The organism is Hydrogenophaga sp. (assembly GCF_041913525.1).
In the GTDB taxonomy this organism is placed as follows: domain Bacteria; phylum Pseudomonadota; class Gammaproteobacteria; order Burkholderiales; family Burkholderiaceae_C; genus Hydrogenophaga.
In genome coordinates, this window is the sequence record NZ_JAYSFD010000016.1 from 48,614 (window position 1) to 73,523 (window position 24,910).

Annotated in this window: 27 protein-coding genes; 12 read left to right on the top strand and 15 right to left on the bottom strand. The window is 68.3% G+C overall.

Features of this window, described 5'->3' with window-relative positions; genetic code table 11:
• Positions 1-15: 15 nt before the first annotated feature.
• The gene (locus ACE3RQ_RS16505; protein ID WP_374523159.1) at positions 16-1,059 is read right to left on the bottom strand and encodes a rod shape-determining protein; all 1,044 of its coding nucleotides are present in this window, start codon (positions 1,057-1,059) and stop codon (positions 16-18) included.
• Between the two features lie 279 nt (positions 1,060-1,338).
• Between ACE3RQ_RS16505 and gatC the strand changes: the two genes are divergently transcribed.
• Genes gatC through gatB form a run of 3 tightly spaced genes read left to right on the top strand, consistent with a single transcriptional unit; the run spans position 1,339 to position 4,594 of the window.
• Entirely contained in the window at positions 1,339-1,638 is a 300-nt protein-coding gene (gene gatC / locus ACE3RQ_RS16510; RefSeq protein ID WP_374523160.1) for an Asp-tRNA(Asn)/Glu-tRNA(Gln) amidotransferase subunit GatC, read from the top strand.
• Positions 1,635-3,131, top strand: coding sequence for an Asp-tRNA(Asn)/Glu-tRNA(Gln) amidotransferase subunit GatA (gene gatA, locus ACE3RQ_RS16515; RefSeq protein WP_374523161.1), 1,497 nt, complete (start codon positions 1,635-1,637; stop codon positions 3,129-3,131). The genes gatC and gatA overlap by 4 nt, the downstream gene beginning before the upstream one ends.
• 2 nt (positions 3,132-3,133) lie before the next feature.
• Positions 3,134-4,594, top strand: coding sequence for an Asp-tRNA(Asn)/Glu-tRNA(Gln) amidotransferase subunit GatB (gene gatB, locus ACE3RQ_RS16520; protein ID WP_374523162.1), 1,461 nt, complete (start codon positions 3,134-3,136; stop codon positions 4,592-4,594).
• Between the two features lie 23 nt (positions 4,595-4,617).
• On the opposite strand, the gene ACE3RQ_RS16525 is transcribed toward gatB, so the two are convergent.
• Positions 4,618-5,259 (bottom strand): DUF4124 domain-containing protein, encoded by a 642-nt coding sequence (locus ACE3RQ_RS16525; RefSeq protein ID WP_374523163.1) that lies wholly within the window; start codon positions 5,257-5,259, stop codon positions 4,618-4,620.
• Positions 5,260-5,279: 20 nt separating this feature from the next.
• Positions 5,280-5,978: an orotate phosphoribosyltransferase gene (pyrE, locus tag ACE3RQ_RS16530; protein ID WP_374523164.1), complete on the bottom strand. Its 699-nt coding sequence runs from the start codon at positions 5,976-5,978 to the stop codon at positions 5,280-5,282.
• On the opposite strand from pyrE, the gene ACE3RQ_RS16535 reads away from it, so the two are divergent.
• The gene (locus ACE3RQ_RS16535) at positions 5,977-6,780 is read left to right on the top strand and encodes an exodeoxyribonuclease III (RefSeq protein ID WP_374523165.1); all 804 of its coding nucleotides are present in this window, start codon (positions 5,977-5,979) and stop codon (positions 6,778-6,780) included. The two genes, pyrE and ACE3RQ_RS16535, sit on opposite strands and share 2 nt — an antisense overlap.
• Before the next feature lie 164 nt (positions 6,781-6,944).
• The gene (locus tag ACE3RQ_RS16540) at positions 6,945-7,583 is read left to right on the top strand and encodes an MBL fold metallo-hydrolase (RefSeq protein WP_374523166.1); all 639 of its coding nucleotides are present in this window, start codon (positions 6,945-6,947) and stop codon (positions 7,581-7,583) included.
• Positions 7,584-7,596: 13 nt separating this feature from the next.
• Here the strand turns inward: ACE3RQ_RS16540 and ACE3RQ_RS16545 are convergent, their stop codons facing one another.
• Positions 7,597-8,460, bottom strand: coding sequence for a M48 family metallopeptidase (locus tag ACE3RQ_RS16545; RefSeq protein ID WP_374523198.1), 864 nt, complete (start codon positions 8,458-8,460; stop codon positions 7,597-7,599).
• Between the two features lie 58 nt (positions 8,461-8,518).
• Between ACE3RQ_RS16545 and ACE3RQ_RS16550 the strand changes: the two genes are divergently transcribed.
• The 3 genes from ACE3RQ_RS16550 (at position 8,519) to ACE3RQ_RS16560 (ending at position 11,900) form a co-directional block, all read left to right on the top strand.
• On the top strand, positions 8,519-9,850 hold the full coding sequence (locus tag ACE3RQ_RS16550; protein WP_374523168.1) for an AmpG family muropeptide MFS transporter: 1,332 nt from the start codon (positions 8,519-8,521) through the stop codon (positions 9,848-9,850).
• Between the two features lie 98 nt (positions 9,851-9,948).
• Positions 9,949-10,665 (top strand): response regulator, encoded by a 717-nt coding sequence (locus tag ACE3RQ_RS16555; protein ID WP_374523169.1) that lies wholly within the window; start codon positions 9,949-9,951, stop codon positions 10,663-10,665.
• Entirely contained in the window at positions 10,662-11,900 is a 1,239-nt protein-coding gene (locus ACE3RQ_RS16560; protein ID WP_374523170.1) for a sensor histidine kinase, read from the top strand. Before ACE3RQ_RS16555 ends, ACE3RQ_RS16560 begins: the two co-directional genes overlap by 4 nt.
• A 302-nt stretch (positions 11,901-12,202) precedes the next feature.
• Here ACE3RQ_RS16560 and rfbA read toward each other — a convergent pair whose 3' ends face one another.
• From rfbA to radA, 7 genes are all read right to left on the bottom strand, one after another.
• The gene (rfbA, locus tag ACE3RQ_RS16565; RefSeq protein WP_374523171.1) at positions 12,203-13,099 is read right to left on the bottom strand and encodes a glucose-1-phosphate thymidylyltransferase RfbA; all 897 of its coding nucleotides are present in this window, start codon (positions 13,097-13,099) and stop codon (positions 12,203-12,205) included.
• A gap of 5 nt (positions 13,100-13,104) precedes the next feature.
• Complete coding sequence (rfbD, locus tag ACE3RQ_RS16570) at positions 13,105-13,998, bottom strand: dTDP-4-dehydrorhamnose reductase (protein WP_374523172.1); 894 nt, start codon at positions 13,996-13,998, stop codon at positions 13,105-13,107.
• Positions 13,995-15,071 carry a dTDP-glucose 4,6-dehydratase gene (gene rfbB, locus ACE3RQ_RS16575; protein ID WP_374523173.1) on the bottom strand — a complete coding sequence of 359 codons (1,077 nt, stop codon included), beginning with the start codon at positions 15,069-15,071 and terminating at the stop codon, positions 13,995-13,997. Before rfbB ends, rfbD begins: the two co-directional genes overlap by 4 nt.
• Positions 15,072-15,156: 85 nt before the next feature.
• Positions 15,157-15,363 carry a zinc-finger domain-containing protein gene (locus ACE3RQ_RS16580; RefSeq protein ID WP_374523174.1) on the bottom strand — a complete coding sequence of 69 codons (207 nt, stop codon included), beginning with the start codon at positions 15,361-15,363 and terminating at the stop codon, positions 15,157-15,159.
• Between the two features lie 11 nt (positions 15,364-15,374).
• Positions 15,375-16,313, bottom strand: a complete 939-nt coding sequence (locus ACE3RQ_RS16585) for a branched-chain amino acid transaminase (protein WP_374523175.1) — start codon at positions 16,311-16,313, stop codon at positions 15,375-15,377.
• Positions 16,314-16,355: 42 nt separating this feature from the next.
• Positions 16,356-16,793: a glycerate kinase gene (locus ACE3RQ_RS16590; protein WP_374523176.1), complete on the bottom strand. Its 438-nt coding sequence runs from the start codon at positions 16,791-16,793 to the stop codon at positions 16,356-16,358.
• A gap of 26 nt (positions 16,794-16,819) precedes the next feature.
• The gene (gene radA, locus ACE3RQ_RS16595; RefSeq protein WP_374523177.1) at positions 16,820-18,199 is read right to left on the bottom strand and encodes a DNA repair protein RadA; all 1,380 of its coding nucleotides are present in this window, start codon (positions 18,197-18,199) and stop codon (positions 16,820-16,822) included.
• Positions 18,200-18,242: 43 nt separating this feature from the next.
• Between radA and ACE3RQ_RS16600 the strand changes: the two genes are divergently transcribed.
• Positions 18,243-19,265 (top strand): hypothetical protein, encoded by a 1,023-nt coding sequence (locus tag ACE3RQ_RS16600; RefSeq protein WP_374523178.1) that lies wholly within the window; start codon positions 18,243-18,245, stop codon positions 19,263-19,265.
• Between the two features lie 9 nt (positions 19,266-19,274).
• Here the strand turns inward: ACE3RQ_RS16600 and ACE3RQ_RS16605 are convergent, their stop codons facing one another.
• Positions 19,275-20,315 (bottom strand): NAD(P)H-dependent flavin oxidoreductase, encoded by a 1,041-nt coding sequence (locus tag ACE3RQ_RS16605; protein WP_374523179.1) that lies wholly within the window; start codon positions 20,313-20,315, stop codon positions 19,275-19,277.
• A gap of 58 nt (positions 20,316-20,373) precedes the next feature.
• Here ACE3RQ_RS16605 and ACE3RQ_RS16610 point away from each other — a divergent pair, with 58 nt between their 5' ends.
• On the top strand, positions 20,374-21,201 hold the full coding sequence (locus ACE3RQ_RS16610; RefSeq protein WP_374523180.1) for an aldolase/citrate lyase family protein: 828 nt from the start codon (positions 20,374-20,376) through the stop codon (positions 21,199-21,201).
• A gap of 23 nt (positions 21,202-21,224) precedes the next feature.
• Positions 21,225-22,235 (top strand): 2-dehydropantoate 2-reductase, encoded by a 1,011-nt coding sequence (locus tag ACE3RQ_RS16615; protein ID WP_374523181.1) that lies wholly within the window; start codon positions 21,225-21,227, stop codon positions 22,233-22,235.
• A gap of 5 nt (positions 22,236-22,240) precedes the next feature.
• Here the strand turns inward: ACE3RQ_RS16615 and ACE3RQ_RS16620 are convergent, their stop codons facing one another.
• The 3 genes from ACE3RQ_RS16620 to ACE3RQ_RS16630 are packed head-to-tail and all read right to left on the bottom strand — an operon-like array spanning position 22,241 to position 24,115.
• Positions 22,241-22,858 carry a MarC family protein gene (locus ACE3RQ_RS16620; protein WP_374523182.1) on the bottom strand — a complete coding sequence of 206 codons (618 nt, stop codon included), beginning with the start codon at positions 22,856-22,858 and terminating at the stop codon, positions 22,241-22,243.
• Positions 22,859-22,892: 34 nt separating this feature from the next.
• Entirely contained in the window at positions 22,893-23,369 is a 477-nt protein-coding gene (locus tag ACE3RQ_RS16625; protein ID WP_374523183.1) for a MaoC family dehydratase, read from the bottom strand.
• Complete coding sequence (locus ACE3RQ_RS16630) at positions 23,369-24,115, bottom strand: SDR family oxidoreductase (protein ID WP_374523184.1); 747 nt, start codon at positions 24,113-24,115, stop codon at positions 23,369-23,371. Before ACE3RQ_RS16630 ends, ACE3RQ_RS16625 begins: the two co-directional genes overlap by 1 nt.
• Before the next feature lie 103 nt (positions 24,116-24,218).
• Between ACE3RQ_RS16630 and ACE3RQ_RS16635 the strand changes: the two genes are divergently transcribed.
• On the top strand, positions 24,219-24,905 hold the full coding sequence (locus ACE3RQ_RS16635) for a dienelactone hydrolase family protein (RefSeq protein WP_374523185.1): 687 nt from the start codon (positions 24,219-24,221) through the stop codon (positions 24,903-24,905).
• The last annotated feature ends 5 nt before the right edge of the window (positions 24,906-24,910 follow it).

Genomic DNA, 24,910 nt, shown 5'->3' on the forward strand with positions numbered 1-24,910 from the left:
CTACCGTGAACGGGCTTATTCGCTGGTGAAGATGGTGCCCAGGCGCTCCATGCGCTCCAGGGCCATGCCACAGCCACGCACCACGCAGGTCAGGGGCTCTTCGGCCACCAGCACGGGCAGGCCGGTCTCTTCGGCCAGCAGGCGGTCCAGGTCGCGCAGCAGCGCGCCACCACCGGTGAGCATCATGCCGCGCTCGGCGATGTCGGCACCGAGCTCGGGCGGGGTGTGCTCCAGGGCCATCTTCACGGCCGACACGATGTTGTTCAGCGGGTCGGTGAGGGCCTCCAGGATTTCGTTGGAGCTGATGGTGAAGCTGCGCGGCACGCCTTCGCTGAGGTTGCGGCCCTTGACTTCCATCTCTTTCACTTCGCTGCCCGGGAAGGCCGAGCCGATCTGCTTCTTGATGGCTTCGGCCGTGGGCTCGCCGATCAGCATGCCGTAGTTGCGGCGGATGTAGGCAATGATGGCATCGTCAAAACGGTCACCGCCCACGCGCACGCTGCCCTTGTAGACCATGCCGCCCAGGCTGATGACGCCCACTTCGGTGGTGCCACCGCCGATGTCCACCACCATCGAACCCGAGGCGTCCGACACGGGCAGACCCGCGCCGATGGCCGCGGCCATGGGTTCCTCGATCAGGTACACCTCGGAGGCGCCGGCGCCCAGGGCCGATTCGCGGATGGCGCGACGCTCGACCTGGGTGGAGCCGCACGGCACGCAGATGATGATGCGCGGGCTCGGCTTGAACATCGAGCGCGGGTGCACCATCTTGATGAACTGCTTGAGCATCTGCTCGGTGACGGTGAAGTCGGCGATCACGCCGTCTTTCATCGGGCGGATGGCCTCGATATTGCCGGGCACCTTGCCCAGCATGGCCTTGGCCTCGTGGCCCACGGCCTGAATGGTTTTCTTGCCTTGCGGGCCGCCTTCGTGGCGAATGGACACCACCGAGGGCTCGTCGAGCACGATGCCCTTGTTGCGAACGTAGATGAGGGTGTTGGCGGTGCCGAGATCGATGGCCAGGTCGGTCGAGAATTGCCGACGGAACGCTTCAAACATGGTGCAGGAATCCTGTGGGGCACGGGCACGGCTTCGCGCGCACGTCGCCTGGTGTGGGGCCGAATACGGGGCTGGGCATCGGGTCCAAGTGGTTGATTTGGTAGCGAATTCCGCGCCAAGCCAGGGGAACGCCACCAAACCTTGGATAATACCCGATCCCCTGTGCATAACTGCACCCCGAGCGGGCCTGAACCGCCCCTTTACACCCCGTTTCAGGGGCATGGTTTTGCCGCTTGTCGGCTCGCCAAGCCTTTCCCCTTCTCATCCCAACGTCCAGCCATGTCACTCACCTTGAACGACATCGGGCGCATTGCCAAGTTGGCGCGCCTGGAACTCAGCGGACCGCAGAGCGAGCGCATGCTCGGCCAACTCAACGGCTTTTTCGACATCGTTGAGCAGATGAACGCCGTGGATACCACAGGCGTCGAGCCCCTGGCCCACCCCACCGCCGTCATCGGCGAGGTGGCTCTGCGCCTGCGCCCTGACGTGGTGAGCGAGCCCAACAACCGCGAGGCCAACCAGAAGAGCGCGCCCGCCGTCGAGCGCGGCCTGTTCCTCGTGCCCAAGGTGATCGAATGAGCGACAAGCAGATTCACGAAATGGGCGTGGCTGAGCTGGCCGCCGCCATTGCCGACAAGCAGACCTCGTCCGTCGAAGCCGCGCAGGCCCTGCTGGCGCGCGCCAAGCAACACGAGAACCTGGGCGCTTACCTGGCCTTCAACGAAGACGCCACCCTGGCGCAGGCGCGCGCGGCCGATGCCCGCGTGGCCGCTGGCGAGCGCGGGCCGCTGCTGGGCGTGCCCGTCGCCCACAAAGACATCTTCGTCACCCGCGATTTCCCTACCACCGCCGGCTCCAAGATGTTGGCCGGCTACCAGAGCCCGTTCGACGCCACCGTGGTGGCCAAGCTGGCCGGCGCGGGCGCGGTGACCCTGGGCAAGCTCAACTGCGACGAGTTCGCCATGGGCGGCAGCAATGAGAACTCGGCCTTTGCCGTGGCGCACAACCCCTGGGACACCGGCCGCGTGCCGGGTGGTTCATCGGGCGGTTCGGCCGTGGCCGTGGCCGCGCGCCTGGCGCCCGCCGTCACCGGCACCGACACTGGCGGCTCCATCCGCCAGCCGGCGAGCTTCTGCAACGTCACCGGCATCAAGCCCACCTACGGCCGCTGCTCGCGCTACGGCATGGTGGCCTTTGCCTCCAGCCTGGACCAGGCCGGCCCCATGGCGCGCAGCGCCGCCGACTGCGCCACCCTGCTCACCGCCATGGCCGGGCCTGACATCGACCGCGACTCCACCAGCCTGGACCGCCCGGCCGAGGACTACACCGCGCTGCTGGGCAAGCCCCGCGAAGGCGCCAGCGCCGCGCAGCCGCTCAAAGGCTTGCGCATCGGTCTGCCGAAAGAGTTCTTTGGTGAGGGCTGCGCGCCCGACGTGGTCGCCGCGGTGCGCGCCGCGCTGGCCGAATACGAAAAGCTCGGCGCCACGCTGGTGGACATCTCGCTGCCGCGCACCGAGCTGTCCATCCCGGTGTACTACATCATTGCCCCAGCCGAGGCCTCGTCGAACCTGAGCCGTTTCGACGGCGTGAAGTTCGGCCACCGCGCCGCCCAGTACGACGACCTGGTGGACATGTACCAAAAGACCCGCAGCGAAGGCTTCGGGCCCGAGGTGCAGCGCCGCATCATGATCGGCACCTATGTGCTCAGCCACGGCTACTACGACGCCTACTACCTCAAGGCCCAGCAGATTCGCCGCCTGATCGCGCAAGACTTCCAGCAGGCCTTCGCCCAGTGCGACGTGATCGCCGGCCCGGTGGCCCCCACCGTGGCCTGGAAGATCGGTGAAAAGGGCGATGACCCGGTGGCCAACTACCTGGCCGACATCTTCACGCTGCCCGGCTCCCTGGCCGGCCTGCCCGGCATGAGCGTGCCGGCCGGGTTCGGCGCGGGCGGTCTGCCCGTGGGCCTGCAGTTGCTGGGCAACTACTTCAAGGAAGGCGAGCTGCTGCAAGCGGCGCACGCCTTCCAGCAAGCCACCGACTGGCACCTGAAGACGCCGGAGGGCTTCTGAACATGAGCAAGCAGAAACAAGCATCCCTGCTGGTGCAGGGTTACGAGGTCGTGATCGGCTTCGAGACCCACGCCCAGCTCGCCACGAACAGCAAGATCTTCAGTCGCGCGGCCACGGCCTTTGGCGCCGAGCCCAACACCCAGGCCTGTGCGGTGGACCTGGCCCTGCCCGGCACGCTGCCGGTGATGAACCGCGCCGCGGTGGAACACGCCATTCGCTTCGGCCTGGCCGTGGGTTCACACGTGGCCGAACAAAGCGTCTTCGCGCGCAAGAACTACTTCTACCCCGACCTGCCCAAGGGCTACCAGATCAGCCAGTTCGAGATTCCGGTGGTGCAGGGCGGCGAGGTGTCGTTCTACCTGGGCGACGAGAAGAAAACCGTGCGCCTGGTGCGCGCCCACCTCGAAGAAGACGCGGGCAAGAGCCTGCACGAGGACTTCATTGGCCAGAGCGGCATCGACCTCAACCGCGCCGGCACGCCGCTGCTGGAGATCGTGACCGAGCCCGACATCCGCTCCAGCGCCGAGGCCGTGGCCTACGCCAAAGAGCTGCACAAGATCGTCACCTGGATCGGCATTTGCGACGGCAACATGCAAGAGGGCTCGTTCCGCTGCGACGCCAACGTCTCGGTGCGCAAGCCTGGCGAGCCGCTGGGCACGCGCCGCGAGATCAAGAACCTGAACTCGTTCAAGTTCATGCAGCAGGCCATCGACTACGAGGTGCGCTGGCAGATCGAGCAACTCGAAGACGGGTACGAGATCCAGCAGGCCACGGTGCTGTTCGACCCCGACACCGGTGAGACGCGCGCCATGCGCACCAAGGAAGACGCGGCCGATTACCGCTACTTCCCCGACCCCGACCTGCCGCCGCTGGTGATTGCGCGCAGTTGGGTGGACGAGGTGAAGGCCGCGATGCCCGAGTTGCCGCGCGCCATGGCCGAGCGCCTCGTGGCCGATTACGGCCTGCCCGAGTACGACGCCACCACCCTCACGCAAAGCCCCGCCATGGCGGCCTACTTCGAGGTGGCGGCCAAGGCCTGCGGCCAGGCCAAGATGGCCAGCAACTGGATCATGGGCGAGGTCTCGCGCCGCCTGAACAACGAAGAGAAAGACATCGCCCAGGTGCCCGTGAGCGCCGACACCCTGGCCGCGCTGCTCAAGCGCATCGCCGACGGCACGGTGTCGAACAACGCCGCCAAGCAGGTGATGGACGCGCTGTGGTCGGGCGAGGGCCAGGACGTGGACGCCGTCATCGAGGCCAAGGGCCTGAAGCAGATGAACGACAGCGGCGCGCTTGAGGCCATCATCGACGAGGTGATGGCCGCCAACGCGCCCATGGTCGAGCAGTTCCGCGCCGGCAAAGACAAGGCCTTCAACGCACTGGTGGGCCTGGTGATGAAGGCCAGCAAGGGCAAGGCCAACCCGCAACAGGTCAACGACGTGCTGCGCCAGAAGCTGGGTTGAGCGGGGTGAAAACGCCTGGGCCTTTACTGGCCCGGGCGTGAGCCGGATTGCCCTGCCCACAGCGGGCGCAGGCGCGCCAATTCTTCGTCAAAGCGCGCGTTGATGCGCTGCTTCTCTTGCTGCTGCTCGTGCAGGTGGCGTTTCTGGGCCTGCTGTTCGGCCTTGTTGTCTTCCAGCTTGCGCTTGAGCCAGCCAGGGGCCTTGCTCGGGTCGCGCTGGTAGAACTCCATCTCGGTGTCGATTTCCTGGCGCTGGGCCCTTAGCGTATCGCCGCGTTTTTCCACCGCCGCGATCACGTCGTCCACTTGGGACAGGGCCTCCTGCCGTTCTTTGTCGTGCACCGCCTGATTGGGGTAGCGCACCAGCAGCGCGCGTTCGCGGCGCCACTCTTCGGCCACCCGTGCGCGGGCCTCTTCCTCTGCCCGGCGCTTGGCTTCCACCCGCTCTCGCTCTTCGGCGGTGTAGCTGGGGGGAATGACCTTGCGCACCGTGCCGGTGGCGCCGCGCTGTTCCTGCTCGCGGTCTAGGCACTCGACGATGGGGCGGTCAGAGGTGATGCGCCGCCCGTTCTTGTCGACGCAAGAGTAGATCTGCGCCCAGGTTTGTCCAGCGCTGCCAGCCAGCATCAGGGCAATGAACGCGGTTCGCAAATCGGGGCTGGGCATGTGCTGGAGGGTGGGAGGTGTCAGGCGACGCCGTACCGGGTTCGATAGGCTTGCACGCGCTCGCGGTGCTCGTCCCATTGGCCGCCAGTATGGGCCGTCAGATACTGCAGCAAATCCGACAGCCTCGCAATCGCGCAAACTTGCAGGCCCAGCTGTTGCTGCACGTATTGCACCGCGCTGTGATCGACGTCACGCACCTGGCCGTCAGGCCCCACTTCCGTGGCCTTTTCTTGCCGATCCAGCGCAATCGCCACGGCGCTGGCTGTAGCGCCGGCCGCTCGGATCAGGGCGATGGACTCGCGCGCCGCGGTGCCGGCCGACATCACGTCGTCCACGATCAGCACGCGGCCCTTGAGCGGCGCGCCCACCAGGGTGCCGCCTTCGCCGTGGTCCTTGGCTTCCTTGCGGTTGTAGGCAAAGGGCACGTTGCGGCCCAGGCGGGCCAGCTCGATGGCCACGGCCGCACCCAGCGGAATGCCCTTGTAGGCGGGGCCGAAAATCATGTCGAACTCAATGCCGCTGGCGATCAGGGCCTTGGCGTAATATTGCGCGAGCCGGCCCAGCTTGGCCCCGTCGTCGAACAGGCCCGCGTTGAAGAAATACGGGCTCATCCGACCGGCCTTGGTCTTGAATTCCCCGAACTTCAGTGCGCCGGCCTCCACACAGAACTGCACGAATTCCTGCGCCAGCCCATCGCTTGCGCCTGCCTTATCCACCATGGGTGATCCCTTGTTCAAACTCACCAGCCTCAACCTCAACGGCATCCGTTCGGCCTCCACCAAGGGACTGGAACCCTGGCTGGCGACGCACCGCCCGGATTGTATTTGCGTGCAAGAGGTCAAGGCCCAGGCGCCTGACGTGGCGGGCCGCTTCGAGCAACTCGCCGGCCTGCAGGGCCACTTTCACTTCGCCGAGAAAAAGGGCTACTCGGGCACGGGCATCTACACCCGCCACGAGCCCAGCGAGGTGATCACCGGCTTTGGCGTGCCCGAGTTCGACGCCGAAGGCCGCTACACCGAGCTGCGCTTTGACGCCCCGTCGCGCCAGTTTTCGCTCATCAGCGCCTACTTCCCCAGTGGTTCGTCTGGCCCCGAGCGGCAAGAAGCCAAGTTCCGTTTTCTGGACGCCTTCTACCCGCACCTCATGGCCCTGAAGGGTGAGCGCGAGTTCATCCTGTGCGGCGACGTGAACATCGCCCATCAGGAGAAAGACCTGAAGAACTGGAAAGGCAACCTCAAGAACAGCGGCTTCCTGCCCGAAGAGCGCGCCTGGATGACGCGCCTGCTCAACGAAGGTGGGCTGGTGGACGTCTACCGCCACCTGCAGCCCGACACCACCGACGCCTGCTACACGTGGTGGAGCAACCGCGGCCAGGCCTACGCCAAGAACGTGGGCTGGCGGCTGGACTACCACCTGGCCACGCCCGCCACCGCCGAACACGCCCGCACCGAGGCGATCTATAAGGGCGAGAAGTTCAGCGACCACGCGCCCATCACCATTGAGTACGGCTTCGTGTTGTGAACACCCCCCTGCGCCGCTTCGCGGCTTCCCCCCTCTCTGACGCGCCCGTGGCGCTGGGAGGGGTGACGCTCCCAGTGGCCCGGCTTAGCCGGTTCCACGGGAGCCCTGGGCTGGGGTGGTGCGCTCCGGTCGCTCCCGTGTTGTTGGTTGTCTGAATCCCTCTCATGCTCCAGTACCTCACCATCCCCGTCACCGCCTTCGCCCAGAACTGCTCGCTCGTGTGGTGCGACGAAACCCGCGATGCCGCGGTGATCGACCCGGGCGGCGATCTGGACCGCCTGCTCGATGCGGTGGCGCAGCACGGCCTCACGCTCAAGGCCATCTGGCTCACCCACGCCCACATCGACCACGCGGGCGGCACCGGCGAGCTGGCCCAGCGCCTGGGCCTGCCCATCATCGGGCCGCACCCGGGCGACCAGTTCTGGATCGACGGCCTGCCGCAGCAAAGCGCCATGTTCCGCTTTCCGCCCGCGCTGGCCTTCACGCCCACGCAGTGGCTGGCCGATGGCGACACGGTGCGCATCGGCCATTGCGAACTGGCGGTGCGCCACTGCCCTGGGCACACTCCGGGCCACGTGGTGTTTCACTCGGCGCAGGCCAAGCGCGCGTTTGTGGGCGATGTGTTGTTCGTGGGCAGCATTGGCCGCACCGATTTCCCGGGCGGCAACCACGAGGAACTGCTGGCCAGCATTCGCGAGCGCCTGTGGCCCATGGGCGATGACACGGTGTTCATTCCCGGCCACGGTCCCGAGGGCACCTTTGGCCAGGAGCGGCGCAGCAACCCCTTCGTGGGCGAGCGTTAAGCCCTGCCCGCGCTCAGCCTCGGCGGGCGGCTTCGTACAGGCCTTGCACCTTGGGCACGTTGGACTCCAGGTCGCGGATGCGATCGGGCCCGCTGGGGTGGGTGGACAGGAACTCCAGCCCATTGCCGCCACCGTTGGCGGCCGCCATTTTTTGCCACAGCGTCACGCTGGCGCGAGGCTGGTAAGCCGAGCGCGCGGCCAACTCAAGGCCCACCAGATCGGCCTCGGTTTCGTCGTCGCGGCTGAACTTGAGCGACAGCAACTGCGTGCCCAGGTTGGCTGCCACGTCACCCAACTGGCCCAGCCCCATGAGCTGCGCCAGCACCGACAGGCCCATGTTGGTGGCGCTGGTCTTGGCCACGCGCTCGCGGGCGTGTTCGCGCAGGGCGTGGGCCATCTCGTGGCCCATGATCATGGCGGCCTCGTCGTCGCTGAGCTGCAGCTTGTCCAGGATGCCGGTGTAGAAGGCGATCTTGCCGCCGGGCATGCAGAAGGCGTTGATTTGCTCGCTGCGAATCAGGTTGACCTCCCACTTCCAGCGCGTGGCGCGGTCGTTCCAGGGGGCGGCGTGCGGAATCAGGCGCCGCGCCATGGTGCGCAGGCGCTGCACCTGTGGGTCGCTGGCGGGCACCAGGGCGCGTTTGGCGTTGGCCTCGGCCATCATCTGGGCGTATTGCTGGTTGGCGGCCGACTCCAGCTCTTCGGCCGGCACCAGGGTGCGCAGGGCAGACGACTTGCCCACCTCCACCTGGGCCGCGGCCGGCAACGTGGCGCCTGCCGCGGTGGCGGCACCGGCCAACAGAAAGGCCCGGCGGGCCGACCACACGTGGTCAGGCCGAGGGGCGGAGGAGGTCTTCAGGTCGCAGAGCAGGCACATGCGGAAATAATAGACAAAGCCAGCCCACTGCGCGCGACGCGGCACCACCGCCCATCTCATGACCTCACCCACCGCCTTGCCCGAGCGCCCGTCCTGGGCCCAGACCGTTCGCGTTTACCTTGAACCCGCCAGCCTGCGCATGTTCGCGCTGGGCTTTTCGGCCGGCCTTCCCCTGCTGCTGGTGCTGGGCACCCTGAGCTTTCGGCTGCGCGAGGCCGGGCTGGACCGCACCACCATTGGCTACCTGAGCTGGGTGGGCCTGGCCTATGGCTTCAAGTGGTGCTGGGCACCGCTGGTGGACCGCCTGCCCATTCCGCTGCTCACGCGCTGGCTGGGGCGGCGGCGCAGTTGGCTGTTGTTGTCGCAGGCCATGGTGATCGCGGGGCTGCTCGGCATGGCGATGGCCGATCCGCGGCAAGACCTTGAGTTGGTGGTGTGGTGTGCCCTGGCGGTGGCCTTTGCGTCGGCCACGCAAGACATTGCGCTGGACGCGTTTCGCATTGAATCGGCCGACGCCCAGCGCCAGGGCGCGCTGGCCGCCACCTACCAGACGGGCTATCGCCTGGCCATGATCTGGGCCGGTGCCGGCGTGCTGTGGCTGGCCGCGCGCGCCGAGGTGGCCCCGGTGGCTGGCGCCGTGCCGGTGTACCAGCAGGCGGCCTGGGCCACGGCCTACAGCGTCATGGCCGCCAGCATGGCGGTGGGCGTGTTGACGGTGCTGCTGTCGCGCGAGCCTGCGCGCGTGGAGCTGCCGCCCGCGCGCAACCTGGGCGAGTGGCTCAAGGGTGCCCTGGTGGAGCCGTTTGCCGATTTTCTGCGCCGCCATGGGCGCGACGCCATCCTCATCCTGGCGCTGATCGGCGTGTACCGCATCAGCGACGTGGTGATGGGCATCATGGCCAACCCCTTCTACGTGGACATGGGCTACACCAAGGACGAGGTGGCCGCCGTGACCAAGGTGTACGGCGTGATCATGACCCTGGTGGGCGCCTTCATTGGCGGCGCCCTGTCGCTGCGCCTGGGCGTGATGCGCGTGCTCATGTTGGGCGCGGTGCTGTCGGCCGCCAGCAACCTGCTGTTCGCCTGGCTGGCCGGGCACGGCCACGACGTGACCGCGTTGATCGCTGTGATCTCGGCCGACAACCTGGCCGCTGGCGTGGCCTCGGCGGCCTTCATCGCCTACCTCTCCAGCCTCACCAACGTGAGCTACTCGGCCACGCAGTACGCCCTGTTCAGCTCCATGATGTTGCTGGCGCCGAAGTGGCTGGCGGGTTACTCGGGGGCGTTTGTGGATGCCTGGGGCTACCCCACTTTCTTCCTGGGCACCGCCGCGCTGGGCGTGCCGGTGCTGCTGCTGATCTGGTTGACGGCCCGCCTGAGCCCGCGCTGAATGGCGCCGCCGTTTACCGATCTTTACGAATCGCACAAACCCGCTTGACCCGGGGCCGTCACCATCCGGGTTCACCTGATACCCACTTTTCACCTGGCATGAACAACCGCCTCCTGATGATCGAGGACGACGGCCGCCTGGCCCAGATGGTCGCCGACTACCTGGGCCAGTCAGGCTTCGACGTGACCCACGCCGCCGATGGCGAGCAGGGCCTGGAGCAGCTGCCCCTGGTGCAGCCCGAGCTGGTCATTCTTGACCTGATGATGCCCGGCGTCGACGGGCTGGAGGTCTGTCGCCGCATCCGCGCGCTGCCCGGTGATCTGTCCCGCGTGCCGGTGCTCATGCTCACCGCCAAGGGCGACCCGATGGACCGCATCATCGGCCTCGAACTGGGCGCCGACGACTACCTGCCCAAGCCCTTCGAGCCGCGCGAGTTGCTGGCGCGCATCCGCGCCGTGCTGCGGCGCCGGGGCGAAGGCGGCCCGGTGGGCACGGCCCGCGCCTCGCAGGTCATGCGCTTCGGTTCACTGGAAATTGACCGAGATGCCCGCACCGTGACGGTGGCCGGCGAGCCGGCCGAGCTCACCTCTTACCAGTTCGATCTGCTCGTGGCCATGGCCGAGCGCGCCGGGCGCGTGCTCACGCGCGACCAGATCATGGAAGCGGTGCGCGGCCGTGAGCTGGAGGCCTTTGACCGCTCGATCGACGTGCACATCGGGCGCATTCGTGGTGCCATCGAGGCCGACAGCAAAGACCCCAAGCGCATCCTCACGGTGCGCGGCGTGGGCTACGTGTTTGCGAAGCAGCAGGAATGATGTCGCCTCTTGGTCAGCGCCTGTATGTGCGCATTTGGCTGGCGGTGGTGGCCGCCATCACCGTGCTCACCGTGGTGGTGGGCTGGTTGTGGCAGCAGGCGCTGGAGCGTGACCGCGCCGAGCGCGAGGCCCGTGTCACCCGCACCGTGATCATCCGCAACGAGGTGGGCGAGGTGCTGGGCGACGCCCCCACGCGCGCCACGCGCATTCCTGGCGAAGGCTGGCAGTTCGAGGTCAAGACCAAAGACGGCCAGACCCTTTACGTGCTCTTGCCACGGCCCAATCGCCAAGGCCAGCCCTCTGACGTTCGCCCGCCGCTGTGGCCCCTGACACCCGCGGGTTACGCCTGGGTGCTGGTGCTGGCGGCCGTGGCCGTGGCCCTGGGCGCGTACCCCATCGTGCGCCGCCTCACCAAACGCCTGGAGCGCCTGCAGCGCGGCGTGGAGCAGTGGGGCGAAGGCGATCTGTCCACCCGGCTGCCGGTGCAAGGGCAGGACGAAGTGGCCTTTCTGGCCACGCGCTTCAACGCGGCGGCCGAGCGGGTGCAATCGCTGCTGCAGTCGCACAAGGCCTTGCTGGCCAATGCCTCGCACGAACTGCGCTCGCCGCTGGCGCGCATCCGCATGGGGCTGGAGCTCATGGGCAGCGATGGCGCCAACCGGGCGCAGCGGGCCGAAATGGCGCGCAGCATCGAAGAACTGGACCAGCTCATCGACGAGATTTTGTTGGCCAGCCGGCTTGACCTGCGCAACGCCAACGACGCCTCCAGCCTCGGGCCCCAGGAAGAGGTGGACCTGGTGGGCCTGGCCGCCGAAGAGTGCGCGCGGGCGGGCGCCGACCTGGAGCTGGCCCCCGAGGCCAACCCCCTGGTGGTGCATGGCCAGGCCAAGCTGCTGCGCCGGGTGCTGCGCAACCTGCTGGAGAACGCGCGCCGTTACGGCCGCGCGGGCGGTCAAACCAATTCACAGGTGCAAGTGACCCTTCACAAACGCCAGGCGGGGAACAAGGCGCAGGCCGTGATGTGGGTGGACGATCACGGCCCAGGCGTGCCGCCCGATCAGCGCTGGCGCATCTTCGAGCCCTTCTACCGCCTGCCGGGCGCCAGCGAGCGCGAGGGTGGGGTAGGGCTGGGCCTGTCGCTGGTGAAAACCATCACCGAGCGCCATGGCGGCTCGGTGTGCGTGGAAGAGCGCCCGGGCGGCGGCGCCCGTTTTGTGGTGACGTTGCCCATTTGACTGACGTCAAACCCTCGGGATAAACCATAGGTTCCCACGATTAGGGGATATCGCAATTCAATTGGACGCTGCACAATTAAGGCGTTGCTGTCACAACAGAGGCATTAATTGCCCGCCCATGGGCTCTTGCTACGGGCGCACCGATTTCCAACGACGTCCTTCCAAGGACTTGTAAAGCCACCATCAGGTGGCTTTTTTTTGTGCGCTTCGGTGAGCACAGGGCTGGATGGCCCGCCTGGTCCCTCACCCAGCCCCCGCGCTGCGCTGACAGGAGATTGGCGCAGACCGCGTACTTTCAGGCGTTACCTGCCCGACTCGTCCAGCAGTTGCACCAGGTACCGCCCATAGGCGTTTTTCTTCAGCGGCTCGGCCAGTTTGAGCAGTTGCTCACCACCGATCCAGCCATTGCGCCAAGCGATTTCCTCTGGGCAGGAGATCTTCAGTCCCTGGCGCTGCTCCAGCGTGGCGATGAACTGGCCGGCTTCAAGCAGGCTTTCGTGGGTGCCGGTGTCGAGCCAGGCGTAGCCGCGTTGCATGATCTGCACGCTGAGGCTCCCCTGTTCCAGATAGGCCTGGTTCACCGAGGTGATCTCCAGCTCACCCCGCGCGCTGGGCTTGACGGCGCGGGCGATGTCCACCACCTGCTGATCGTAGAAGTACAGGCCGGTGACGGCGTAGCGGCTCTTGGGCTGGGCCGGCTTCTCTTCGATGCTCACGGCCCGGCCGCTGGCATCGAACTCGACCACGCCGTAGCGCTCGGGGTCTTGCACGTGGTAGGCGAAGACGGTGGCGCCGTCGGTCTTGGTGTCGGCGGCTTGCAGCAGCGGGGCCAAGTCGTGCCCGTAGAAGATGTTGTCGCCCAGCACCAGGGCGCTGGGGTTCTGTCCCACGAAGTCGGCGCCGATGATGAAGGCCTGCGCCAGGCCGTCGGGGTTGGGTTGCACCGCGTATTGCAGGTTCATGCCCCAGGCGCTGCCGTCGCCCAGCAGTTGCTGGAAGCGCGGTGTGTCTTGCGGGGTGCTGATGATCAGCACGTCGCGGATGCCCGCCAGCATGAGGGTGCTCAGCGGGTAATAGACCATGGGCTTGTCGTACACCGGCAGCAGCTGTTTGCTGATGGCCAGCGTGGCGGGGTGCAGCCGGGTGCCGGAGCCGCCGGCCAGGATGATGCCCTTGCGGGTGGTGGTGCGGGTGGTCATGGTGGTCAGAGGATTTCTTGCAGCAGGCGGCGCACGCCAGTTTGCCAGTGGGGCTGGTGCAGGCCGAAGGCGTCTTGGAGTTTCTTCGTGCTCAGGCGCGAGTTGGGCGGGCGCCGCGCGGGCGTGGGGAAGGCGCTGGTGGGCACCGGGTCAATGGTGTGCACCTTCAGCGGCAAGTCGGGGCGCAGTTCGCGGGCGGTGTCGATGACGAAGCGGGCGTAGCCGTGCCAACTGGTCTCGCCAGCGGCCACCGCGTGGTAGGTGCCGGCCTTGGCGGGGTCGGCCAGTGCGCCGCGCAGCGCGTGCGCGCTGAGGTCGGCCAGCAGGTCGGCCCCGGTGGGCGCGCCGATCTGGTCGTTGATCACGGTCAGGCGCTCACGCTCTTGCGCCAGGCGCAGCATGGTTTTGGCGAAGTTGCCGCCGCGCGCCGCGTACACCCAACTGGTGCGCAGGATGAGGTGGCGGCAGCCGCTGGCGCGGATGGCGTCCTCGCCTTCGAGCTTGGTCTGGCCGTACACGCCCAGCGGGCCGGTGGCGGCGTCTTCGCTGCGGGGCTGCTGGCCGCTGCCGTCGAACACGTAGTCGGTGGAGTAGTGCAGCAACCAGGCCCCGCGCGCGGCGGCCGCGCGGGCCAGCACGCCGGGCGCGGTGGCGTTGATGGCGCGCGCCAGCTCGGGCTCGCTCTCGGCCTTGTCCACGGCGGTGTGGGCCGCGGCGTTCACGATGACGTCGGGCGCCAGGTGCTCGACCAGTGCCGGCAGCTGCTCAGGCTGGGCCAGGTCGGCCGGGTAAGCACCCGTGCCTTCGCGCCCCAGGGCGATGAGTTCACCCAGCGGCGTCAGGCTGCGCTGCAACTCCCAGCCCAGTTGGCCGTTGGCGCCCAGCAGCAGGATCTTCATGCCGAAGCCCCGGCGGATTGGGCGTATTGCGTGCTGACCCAGTCGCGGTAGGCGCCGCTTTGCACATGGGCCACCCAGTCGGGGTGGTCCAGGTACCACTGCACCGTCTTGCGAATGCCGGTCTCGAAGGTCTCGGCGGGCTTCCAGCCCAGCTCGCGCTCGAGCTTGCGCGCGTCGATGGCGTAGCGCCGGTCGTGGCCGGGGCGGTCTTTGACGTGGGTGATCTGGGTGGCGTAAGACTGCCCATCGGCGCGCGGGCGCAGCTCATCGAGCAGGGCGCAGACGGTGTGCACGATCTCGATATTGGGCTTCTCGTTCCAGCCGCCCACGTTGTAGGTCTCGCCCAGGCGGCCAGCGGCCAGCACGCGGCGAATGGCGCTGCAGTGGTCCTTCACGTAAAGCCAGTCGCGCACCTGCATGCCGTCGCCATACACCGGCAGCGGCTTGCCGGCCAGGGCGTTGACGATCATCAGCGGGATCAGTTTCTCGGGGAAGTGGTACGGCCCGTAGTTGTTGCTGCAGTTGGTGGTGATCACCGGCAGGCCGTGGGTGTGGTGCCAGGCGCGCACCAGGTGGTCGCTGGCGGCCTTGCTGGCCGAATACGGGCTGTTGGGTTCGAAGGGGTGCTGCTCGGTGAAGGCCGGCGCGTCGGGCGCCAGCGAGCCGTACACCTCGTCGGTGCTCACGTGCAGGAAGCGGAAGGCCGCGCGTTCGGCCTCGGGCAGGGCCGACCAATAGGCGCGCACGGCTTCGAGCAGGCGGAAGGTGCCGACGATGTTGGTCTGGATGAAGTCTTCGGCGCCGTGGATGGAGCGGTCCACGTGGCTCTCGGCGGCGAAGTGGACGACCGCGCGCGGTCGGTGCTGGTTCAGCAGCGAGGAGACCAGGGCCGAGTCGCCGATGTCGCCTTGCACAAAGGTGTGGCGCGCATCGCCTTGCAGGCTGGCCAGGTTCTCCAGGTTGCCCGCGTAGGTGAGCTTGTCCAGGTTGATGACTGGCTCATCGCTTTGTGCGAGCCAGTCCAACACGAAATTGGCGCCGATGAAGCCGGCGCCGCCAGTGACCAAAATCATGAAACTCCCCCAAGGCGATGAGCCAAGCCTGCGCTGGCTTGACCGCCCGGATTATCTCCGGGCGCCTGGCGGGGAGGGCTGCCTGTCAGTGGCCGTGTGCCACCACTTCGCCCGCGGCCAGGCGGTACACCGTGCCGCAGTACGGGCACTTGGCCTCACCGGTCTTGGCCACGTCCAGGTAAACCTTGGGGTGGCTGTTCCAGAGCTTCATGTCGGCCAGGGGGCTGGGGCAGAACACGCCGCCGTGGGCGTTGAGGTCTTTGGCCTTGAGTTCGACGGTGCCTTTGCTCATGGCGTTTCCCCTCAGACCTTGGACAGCCAGCCGGCGTACTTCGGGTTGCGGCCGTTGACCACGTCGAAGAAGGCGCTCTGGATCTTTTCGGTGATGGGGCCACGCGAGCCGATGCCGATTTCGATGCGGTCGAGTTCGCGGATGGGCGTCACTTCGGCGGCGGTGCCGGTGAAGAAGGCCTCGTCGGCGATGTAGATCTCGTCGCGCGTGATGCGCTTCTGCACGATCTCCAGGCCCAGGTCCTTGGCGATGTGGAAGATGGTGTTGCGGGTGATGCCGTTGAGGGCACCGGCCGACAGGTCGGGCGTGTAGATCACGCCGTTCTTCACCACGAAGATGTTCTCGCCCGCGCCTTCGGACACGAAGCCGGCCGAGTCCAGCAGCAGGGCTTCGTCGTAGCCGTCGTCGGTGGCTTCCATGTTGGCCAGGATGGAGTTGCTGTAGTTGCTCACCGCCTTGGCCTGCGTCATGGTGATGTTGACGTGGTGGCGGGTGTAGCTGCTCGTCTTCACGCGGATGCCACGCTTGAGGCCTTCTTCGCCCAGGTAGGCGCCCCAGGCCCAGGCTGCGACCATCAGGTGGATGGTGTTGCCCTTGGGGCTCACGCCCAGTTTCTGGTCACCGATCCACACCAGCGGGCGGATGTAGCAGCTCTCCAGCCCGTTGGCGCGCACCACCTCTTTCTGGGCCTCGTTCACCTGCTCCTGGGTGAAGGGGATCTTCATGCGCAGGATCTTGGCGCTGTTGAACAGGCGCTCGGTGTGCTCTTGCAGGCGGAAGATGGCGGTGCCATTGACCGTGTTGTAGGCCCGCACGCCTTCGAATGCCCCGCAGCCGTAGTGCAGGGTGTGGGTCAGCACGTGGATCTTGGCGTCGCGCCAGTCCACCAACTGGCCGTCCATCCAGATCTTGCCGTCGCGGTCGGACATCGAAGGAACGATGGGGCTCATGGGGGTCCTTTGGAAGGTTGTGTCTAGGGCAAAACCGGGATTTTACGGCGCCGAAGCAGGGGTATCCGTGCCCTCAGGGGCCTCGGCGGCCGGCTGCGGGCGGGTGAGCGCCCACTCTTTGAGCTTGCCGCCCCGGAAGGTGGCCAGCACGTAAGAGCCGCCGTTGTCGGTCCAGCGGTACACCTCGGGCTCCTGGCCCTCGGCGCTTTCGCGCTGCCCCAGCGAGCGGGTGAGCGTCATCACGTGCAGCATGGGCACGCCCGCGCGCAGCTTGGCGTTGAGCATCACCGCGCTGTCCACGTAACCAATGGGCCGGTTGGCGGCGCGCTTGATCACCATCATCACCCGCGTGAAGTGCAGCATGAGCCACATCACCAGGGCGCCCGACACCGCGGCCACGCCAGGCCAGCCGTAGCTGCGCTGTGCCCACACCAGAAGAACGGCCGCGCCGAGCGCGATCAGAATGCGTTGAAAAGTCATGCGCGATATTGTCGTGTGTGAGCGGTTCAGCCCAGGCTGCGGGCCAGTTCCATCGCCTCTTCGATGCGTTCCACGCCGTGCACCGTCAGGCCTTCGAAGGCCTTGTCGCCCTTCTTGGGCAGGTTGGCCTTGGGCACCACCGCCACGCTGAAGCCCAGCTTGGCGGCCTCTTTCAGGCGCTCCTGGCCGCGTGGGGCGGGGCGCACCTCGCCGGCCAGCCCCACCTCGCCAAAGGCGATGAAGCCTTTGGGCAGGGCGCGCCCGCGCAGGCTGCTGGTGATGGCCAGCATCACCGCCAGGTCGGCGGCGGGCTCGCTGATGCGCACGCCGCCCACCGCGTTGACGAACACGTCCTGGTCCATGCAGGCCACGCCGGCGTGGCGGTGCAGCACCGCCAGCAGCATGGCCAGGCGGTCGCGGTCCAGGCCCACGGAGAGGCGCCGGGGCGAGGGGCCGCCAGTGTCCACCAGGGCCTGAATCTCCACCAGCATGGGCCGGGTGCCTTCCAGCGTCACCATCACGCAACTGCCGGGCACCGGCTCGCTGTGCTGGCTCAGGAAGATGGCGCTGGGGTTGCTCACGCCCTTCAGGCCCTTCTCGGTCATGGCGAACACGCCGATCTCGTTCACCGCGCCAAAGCGGTTCTTGATGGCGCGGATCAGGCGAAAGCTGCTGTGGGTGTCGCCCTCGAAGTACAGCACCGTGTCCACCATGTGCTCCAGCACACGCGGGCCGGCCAGCGCGCCTTCCTTGGTCACGTGGCCCACCAGCACGATGGCGGTGCCGCTGGCCTTGGCCGCGCGGGTGAGGTGGGCGGCGCATTCGCGCACTTGCGCCACCGAGCCCGGCGCGCTGGTGAGCTGGTCGGAATACACGGTCTGGATCGAATCGATCACCGCCACCGAGGGCTTGGTGGCCTCCAGCGTGGCCAGGATCTTCTCTAGCTGGATCTCGGCCAGCACGTTCACCCGCGAGCCGTCCAGCCCCAGGCGGCGCGAACGCAGCGCCACCTGGGCGCCACTTTCTTCGCCGGTCACGTAGAGCGTGGCCTGCCCGGCGCGCTGCAGGCTGTCCAGCGCCTGCAGCAGCAGGGTGGACTTGCCGATGCCCGGGTCGCCACCGATCAGCACCACGCCGCCTTCCACCACGCCACCGCCCAGCACGCGGTCCAGCTCGTCGTGGCCCGTGGGCGTGCGCGCCACGTCGCGCGCCTCGATGTCGGCCAGCGGCATCACCTCGGCGGTTTTGGCCAGCGCGGCGAAGCGGTTCTTGGAGGCGCCAGCGGCCGATTCGGCCACCGACTCGATCAGCGTGTTCCAGGCGCCGCAGTGCGGGCATTTGCCCAGCCAACGCGGGGTGGTGCCGCCGCACTCGTTGCAGGTGAAGAGGGTCTTGTCCTTGGCCATGGGGGTGCTCGGGTAGGAGCGGCAATATAGTCCACCGCCCACCATGACCCGACGCACCACCCCACAAACCACCGACGCCCCTGCAGCCGCCCCCTCGCCCGAGGCGCGGCGCTGGGCGCAGCAGCTGGCCAGCGCGCAGCGCCTGCAGGCGCAGATCGAGGCACTGGACCAATTGGCCCAGGCCCACCGCGCCGAGCGCCACGCGCAGCAGGCCGCCGAGCGCCAGCAACTGCGCCAGGCCCACGAACAGATGGCCCAGGCGCTGGACCAGGCCCTGGTCGCCAAGTGGCTGGCCGGGCCCCTGCGCCGGCGGGCGCTGGCACTGTTGGGCCAACTGGCCGACGCGGGCTGTGCCCCGGCCGAGGCGGTGCACGACCGCCACGCCGAGGTGTCGCTGGCCCAGCGCCGGGCCGAGCGGGCCGACGCCTGGCGCCAGCGCGTGGAGGCCCAGCTCGCCCAGCCGCTGGACGAAACCGGGGGCTCGGCCCAGGCCCGACTGCAGGCCGCCATGCGCCGTTGGCAAACTGAGCAAGACGAGCGCCGCGCCCAGCGCCGCGCCGCGCGTGAGCGCCGGCGCACCACCGACCAGGAAGCCGCCCAGCAGCTGGACGCCCAAGACGCGCTGCGCCGCCTGTTCCGCTCCCTCGCCAGTGCCTTGCACCCCGACCGCGAGCCCGACCCCCACGTGCGCGAGCGCAAGACCGCCTGGATGGCCGAGGCCAACGCCGCCTACGAGCGCCGCGACTTGCTGGCCCTGATGCAGGTGCAGCAGCGCCTGGCCGAAGCGCCGGCTGCCGGCGTGGCCGAGGCCCAACTGGCGGCCTATGCCGAGCTGCTCAAGCGCCGCGTGGCCGATCTGGAGCGCGAGCGCGCGGCCCGCCAGCAGGCCCTGGCGCAAGAGGCCGGTTTGCCCGAAGGCGTGCCCGCCAACGAACAGACCCTGGCCCTGGCCCGCGAGCAAGAGCTGGCCCAACTCGCCGCCACCCTGGCGCATTGGCAGCGCGCGGTGTCGCAGGCCCGCTCGCCCGAGCGCCTGCAGCGTTGGCTGCAAGACAGCGCCGACTGATGCGCGGCCTCAGAAGCCCTGCGCCAGCGCCAGGGTGATGTCGCGCGCGCTGCCGTCCCGGCAGGCGCTGGCCGCCTGGCCCGCCCACAGGGGCGAGAAGTCGCCGCTGCCCTGTGCCTCGGCGTGCGACCGCAAGGGGGCGATGGCCGCCGTGGCCAGCGGAAACACGGGCGCTGCGGCGGGCATGAAGCCCAGTTCGCGCATGGCGTGGTTCACGATGCCACGCGCCGGGCGGCCACTGAACACGGTGGTGAGCGCCGTGTGCGTGGCCTGCGGGCTGGCCAGTGCCGCGCGGTGCACGGCACTGGTGCTGGCCTCGTCGCTGCGCAGGTAGGCGGTGCCCACTTGCACGCCCGCTGCGCCCAGGGCCATGGCGGCGCGCACCCCGGCCGCGTCGGCAATGCCACCGGCCGCCACCACCGGCACGTCCAGCGCCAGCACCAGTTGGCGCACCAGGGCCAGGGTGCCCATCTGGCGCGACAGCTCATGGCTCAGGAAATGCCCGCGGTGCCCACCGGCCTCCAGCCCTTGGGCAATCACCACGTCGGCCCCGTGGGCCTGCAGCCAGAGCCCTTCGTCCACCGTGGTGGCCGAGGACAGCACCACCGCGCCCCAGGCCTTCACGCGGCGCAGCAGCGCGGGCGAGGGCAGGCCAAAGTGAAAGCTCACCACGCGCGGGCGAAACGCCTCCAGCACCTCGGCCGCGGCGTCGTTGAAGGGCACGCGCCCGGGGCCGCTTGGCGCCTGCGCGATGTCCAGCCCGGCCTTGGCGTAGTGCGGCGCCAGCAGCGCGCGCCAGGCGGCCTCGCGCTGGGCGTCTGGCTCGGGGGACGTGTGGCAGAAAAAGTTGACGTTGAAGCCGGTGCCCGCGCTGGCCTGCAGGGTTTGCAGTTCGCGTTGCAGTGCCTCGGGCGTGAGCATGGCCGCGGGCAGCGAGCCCAGGGCGCCGGCCTGGGCCACGGCGGCGGCCAGTGCCGCCCCTTGCGAGCCGGCCATGGGGGCTTGGATCAGGGGCGTGGCCACGCCCAGCAGGGTGGTGAGGGTCGTCATGCACGCGATTGTGTGGTGTGCTGGCTAAGATGGGGCGGTTTACCCCCCCGCGCCTGCCATGCAAACACCAGTCAACCGCTTCAAGCAAGCCCTGGCCGCCGGCCAGGCCCAGATCGGCCTGTGGGCTGCCCTGGCCAGCCCGTACAGCACCGAGCTGCTGGCCGGCGCCGGCTTTGATTGGCTGCTCATCGATGGCGAGCACGCCCCCAACGACCTGCGCAGCACCCTGGCGCAGTTGCAGGCCGTGGCCAGCGCCCAGCAGGCGTTTGGTGACCAGCGTTCGCACCCGGTGGTGCGCGTGCCGGTGGCCACGGGTGAGGTGGGCGTGGCGCTCATCAAGCAGGTGCTCGACCTGGGGGCCCAGACCCTGCTGGCGCCCATGATCGACACGCCCGAGCAGGCCGCGCTGGTGGTGGCCGCCACGCGGTACGCGCCACAGGGCATTCGGGGCATGGGCAGTGCGCTCGCCCGGGCCTCGCGCTGGCAGGCCCATGCACAGTACGTGCACGAAGCTGGCGAGCAGGTCTGTGTGCTGGTGCAGGCCGAAACCGCGCTGGCCATGCAGAACCTGGACGCCATCGCCGCCACGCCGGGCGTGGACGGTGTGTTCATCGGCCCGGCCGATCTCAGCGCCTCCATGGGCCACCCCGGTAACGCCGCGCACCCGAAGGTGCAGGCCGCCATTGCCGATGGCATCGCGCGCATTCGCGCCGCAGGCAAGGCGCCCGGCATCCTGGCCACCACCGAGGTGGCGGCGCGCCAGTGGCTGCAGGCCGGTGCGCTGTTCGTGGCGGTGGGGGCCGACACCATGCTGCTGGACGCTGCGGCGCGCCAATTGCTCGCGCGCTTCAAAGGCGGCGGCGAGGCACCGCGTCACGGTTATTGATCGATTCAGACACAGGGACAGGCATGAACCCGAGCGACTTTCAGCGTGTGGCCATCGTGGGGGCGGGCGCCATCGGCGGCTGGCTGGGCGTGCGGCTCGCGCAGGCCGGTTGCGAACTGAGCGCCCTGGCCCGGGGCGAGACCCTGGCGGCGTTGCGCCGCGATGGCTGGCGCCTGCACAGCGGCGAGCAGGTGGCGCAGGTGCCGGTGGCGGCGTCTGACCGCGCGGTGGACCTGGGCGTGCAAGACCTGGTGATCGTGGCGCTCAAGGCCCCGGCCTTGCCGGCGCTGGCCCCCGCGCTGGCGCCTCTGATCGGGCGCCACACGGTGGTGCTCACCGCCATGAACGGCGTGCCCTGGTGGTTCTGCGAGGGGCTCACGGGTGAGTTGGCCCAGGCGCGCCTGAGCAGCGTTGACCCCCACGGCGCCATCGCCCAGGCCATTCCGGCGCGCCACGTGGTTGGCGGCGTGGTGCACGCCAGTTGTTCGGTGCAGGCGCCGGGCGTGGTGCGCCACCACTTCGGGCAAGGGCTGATCGTGGGCGAGCCGCGCGGCCAGAACAGCGAGCGCGCGCAGGCCCTGGCGGCCTTGTTGTGCCTGGCGGGGTTAGAGGCCACCGTGTCGCCGCAGATTCAGCGCGACGTGTGGTTCAAGCTCTGGGGCAACATGAGCGTGAACCCGGTGAGCGCCCTTACTGGCGCCACGGCCGACCGCCTGCTGGCCGATCCGCTGGTGCGCGACTTCATGAGCCGCACCATGCTGGAGGCCAAGGCCATTGGCGAGCGCATCGGTATTCCCATCGAGCAGCAACCGGAAGACCGCCACGCCGTCACCGCCAAGCTCGGCGCGTTTCGCACCTCCATGCTGCAAGACGTGCAGGCGCGCCGCCCGGTGGAGCTCGACGCCCTGGTGGGCGCGGTGCGCGAGCTGGGCCAGCGGGTGCAAGTGCCCACGCCCTACCTCGATGCGCTGTTTGGCCTGGCCCGCTTGCAAGCCCGCACGCTGGGGTTGTACCCCGACGACGCGCCGGCCTGAGCCGATCAGCCCAGGGCCGGGAAGAGCTTGATCAGCCCGTCGGCCATCACCTCCACCGCCAGCGCCGCCAGGATCAGGCCCATCAGCCGCGTCATCACGTTGATGCCGGTCTGCCCAAGCACCCGCGCGATCGGTTCGGCCAGGGTAAAACACACCGCGGTGGCCAGGGCGATGACCACGCCGTAGCCCACCAGGGCCGCGTGTTGAAAAAAGGTCTTGGCCTGGTCGGCGTAAATCACCACGGTGGACATGGTGGCCGGCCCGGTGAGCAGGGGAATGGTCAGCGGCACCACCGCGATCGAGGCGCGTGCCGAGGCGTCGTTCACCTCATTGGGCGTGGCCTTGGCCTCGGCCGGTTGCGCGTTGAGCATGGACAGCGCCGAGGTGAGCAGCAACATGCCGCCGCCCACCTGAAAACTGGCCAGCGAGATGCCGAAGAAGGCCAGCACCTGCAGGCCCACGATGGCGCAGGTGGCGATCACCGCGAACGCCGAGAGCGACGCGATCATCACCGTGCGCTGGCGCTGCTTGCGCGAGAAGCCCTGCGTGTAGTGAATGAAAAAGGGGACGATGGCCAGCGGGTTGACGATGGCCAGCAGGGTGATCAGGGGCTTGAAGTCCATGCGCGCATTGTGCGGCGAGCGGGCCCCTGGCGGTTCACTCGATGGGCGCTTCGGGGTGGCGCACGCGGAACATGCCCCAGCCTTCCATGTGCAGCACCTTCTCGCCGTTCTGGTTGAACATCTCCCAGGCCGTGCGCACCAGGCCCACGTCCGGGCGTTTGTTCATGCGGCGTTTGTCCAGCACGCTGTGCTGTAGCCGCAGCGTGTCGCCGGGAAACACCGGCTTGAGCCACTTCAGGCTCTCCAGGCCCGGCGAGCCCAGGCTGGCGGCGCGGCTCAGAAAGTTGGTCACCATCAGGCGCATGGCCATTGAGCAGGTGTGCCAGCCGCTGGCGCACAGCGCACCGAACACCGAATCCTTGGCGGCCTCCGGGTCCAGGTGGAAGGGTTGCGGGTCAAACTGCGAGGCGAAGGCCACGATCTCTTCGGCGGTGGGCGTGATGGTGCCCAGGTCGTGCGTGCTGCCCACGGCCAGGTCTTCCCAGTGCAGCTTGTCTTGCGGTGCGGTCATCAGCGTCCTCCAGATACGTCCAGCAGCGCCATGGTGGTGTAGCTCGCCGCGTCCGACAGCAGCCAGACGATGGCCTGGGCCACTTCGTCGGCGCGGCCGCCGCGCCCCATGGGCACTTGGTGTTGCAGGTCACGCACCCGGTTGGGCAGGCCGCCCGAGGCGTGGATGTCGGTCTCGATCAGCCCCGGGCGCACGGCGTTGACGCGAATGCCCTCGCCGCCCACCTCCTTGGCCAGCCCGATGGTGAACGCGTCAATCGCCGCCTTGGCGGCTGCGTAGTCCACATACTGACCCGGTGCGCCCAGGCGCGCTGCCGCGCTGGAGACATTCACGATCGCGCCTCCCTCGCCACCGTGGCGCGTGCTCATGCGCCGCACCGCCTCACGCGCGCACAGAAAAGAGCCCAGCACGTTGATGTCGAACATGCGCCGCCAGCGCGCCACGTCCATCTGGTCGATGCGCGCGCTCACGTCCACCACGCCGGCGTTGTTCACCAGGCCGGTGAGGCGCCCGAACTTGGCGTCAATGCGATCAAACATCGCCATCACCTGTGCCTCGTCGGCCACGTCGGCCCGCACGCTCATGGCCTGCCCGCCCTCGGCGCGAATGGCTCGCACCACCTCATCGGCGGCCAGCGAGTTGGCCGTGTAGTTCACCGCCACGGCCCAGCCCGCCTGGGCAGCCAAGCGCGCCGTGGCCGCGCCAATGCCGCGCCCGCCACCGGTGACCAGCAACACCTTGTCCATTTCCCGTCTCCTGCAGAATGCAATCGAATCGCGTACAACCCCGTGGCGCCTCATGCAAGGCTGCCGCTTCTTTCATTCCAACGCCAACAGGAGTCAACCCGTCATGGGACAAACCATTGAGCTCAAGGCCGCCGACGGCCACACCTTCCCCGCGTATGTGGCGCAACCGGCCGGCACGCCCAAGGGCGGCATCGTCGTGCTGCAAGAGATCTTCGGCGTCAACTCGCACATCCGCTCGGTGGCCGACGGTTACGCCGCCGAAGGGTACTTCGTGGTGGCCCCGTCTACCTTCTCGCGCATCGGCAAGGCCTCGGTTGAACTGGGTTACACCGAAGCCGACATGAAGGAAGGCTTTGGCTACAAGATGGCCGTGGACGGCATGGCCGAGCCCGCCGTGATGGCCGACATTCAGGCCGCCATCGACCATGCCGCTCAGGCCGGCAAGGTGGGCATCGTGGGCTACTGCTGGGGTGGCCTGCTCACCTGGCGCGCGGCCTGCACGCTCAATGGCCTGGCCGCCGCCGCACCTTATTACGGTGGTGGCATGACCGCCGACAACGATGCCACCCGCACGCCGCGCGTGCCGGTGCTGGCCCACTTCGGCGACCAGGACCACTGGATTCCCCTCGACACGGTGGAGGCCTTCCGCGAGGCCCAGCCGGGTGTCACGGTGCAGGTCTACGCCGCCAACCACGGCTTCAACTGCGACCAGCGCGGCTCTTACGACGCCGCTGCTGCCAAGCTGGCCCGCGAACGCACGCTGGCCTTCTTCGCCCAGCACGTGGGCTGATCGCC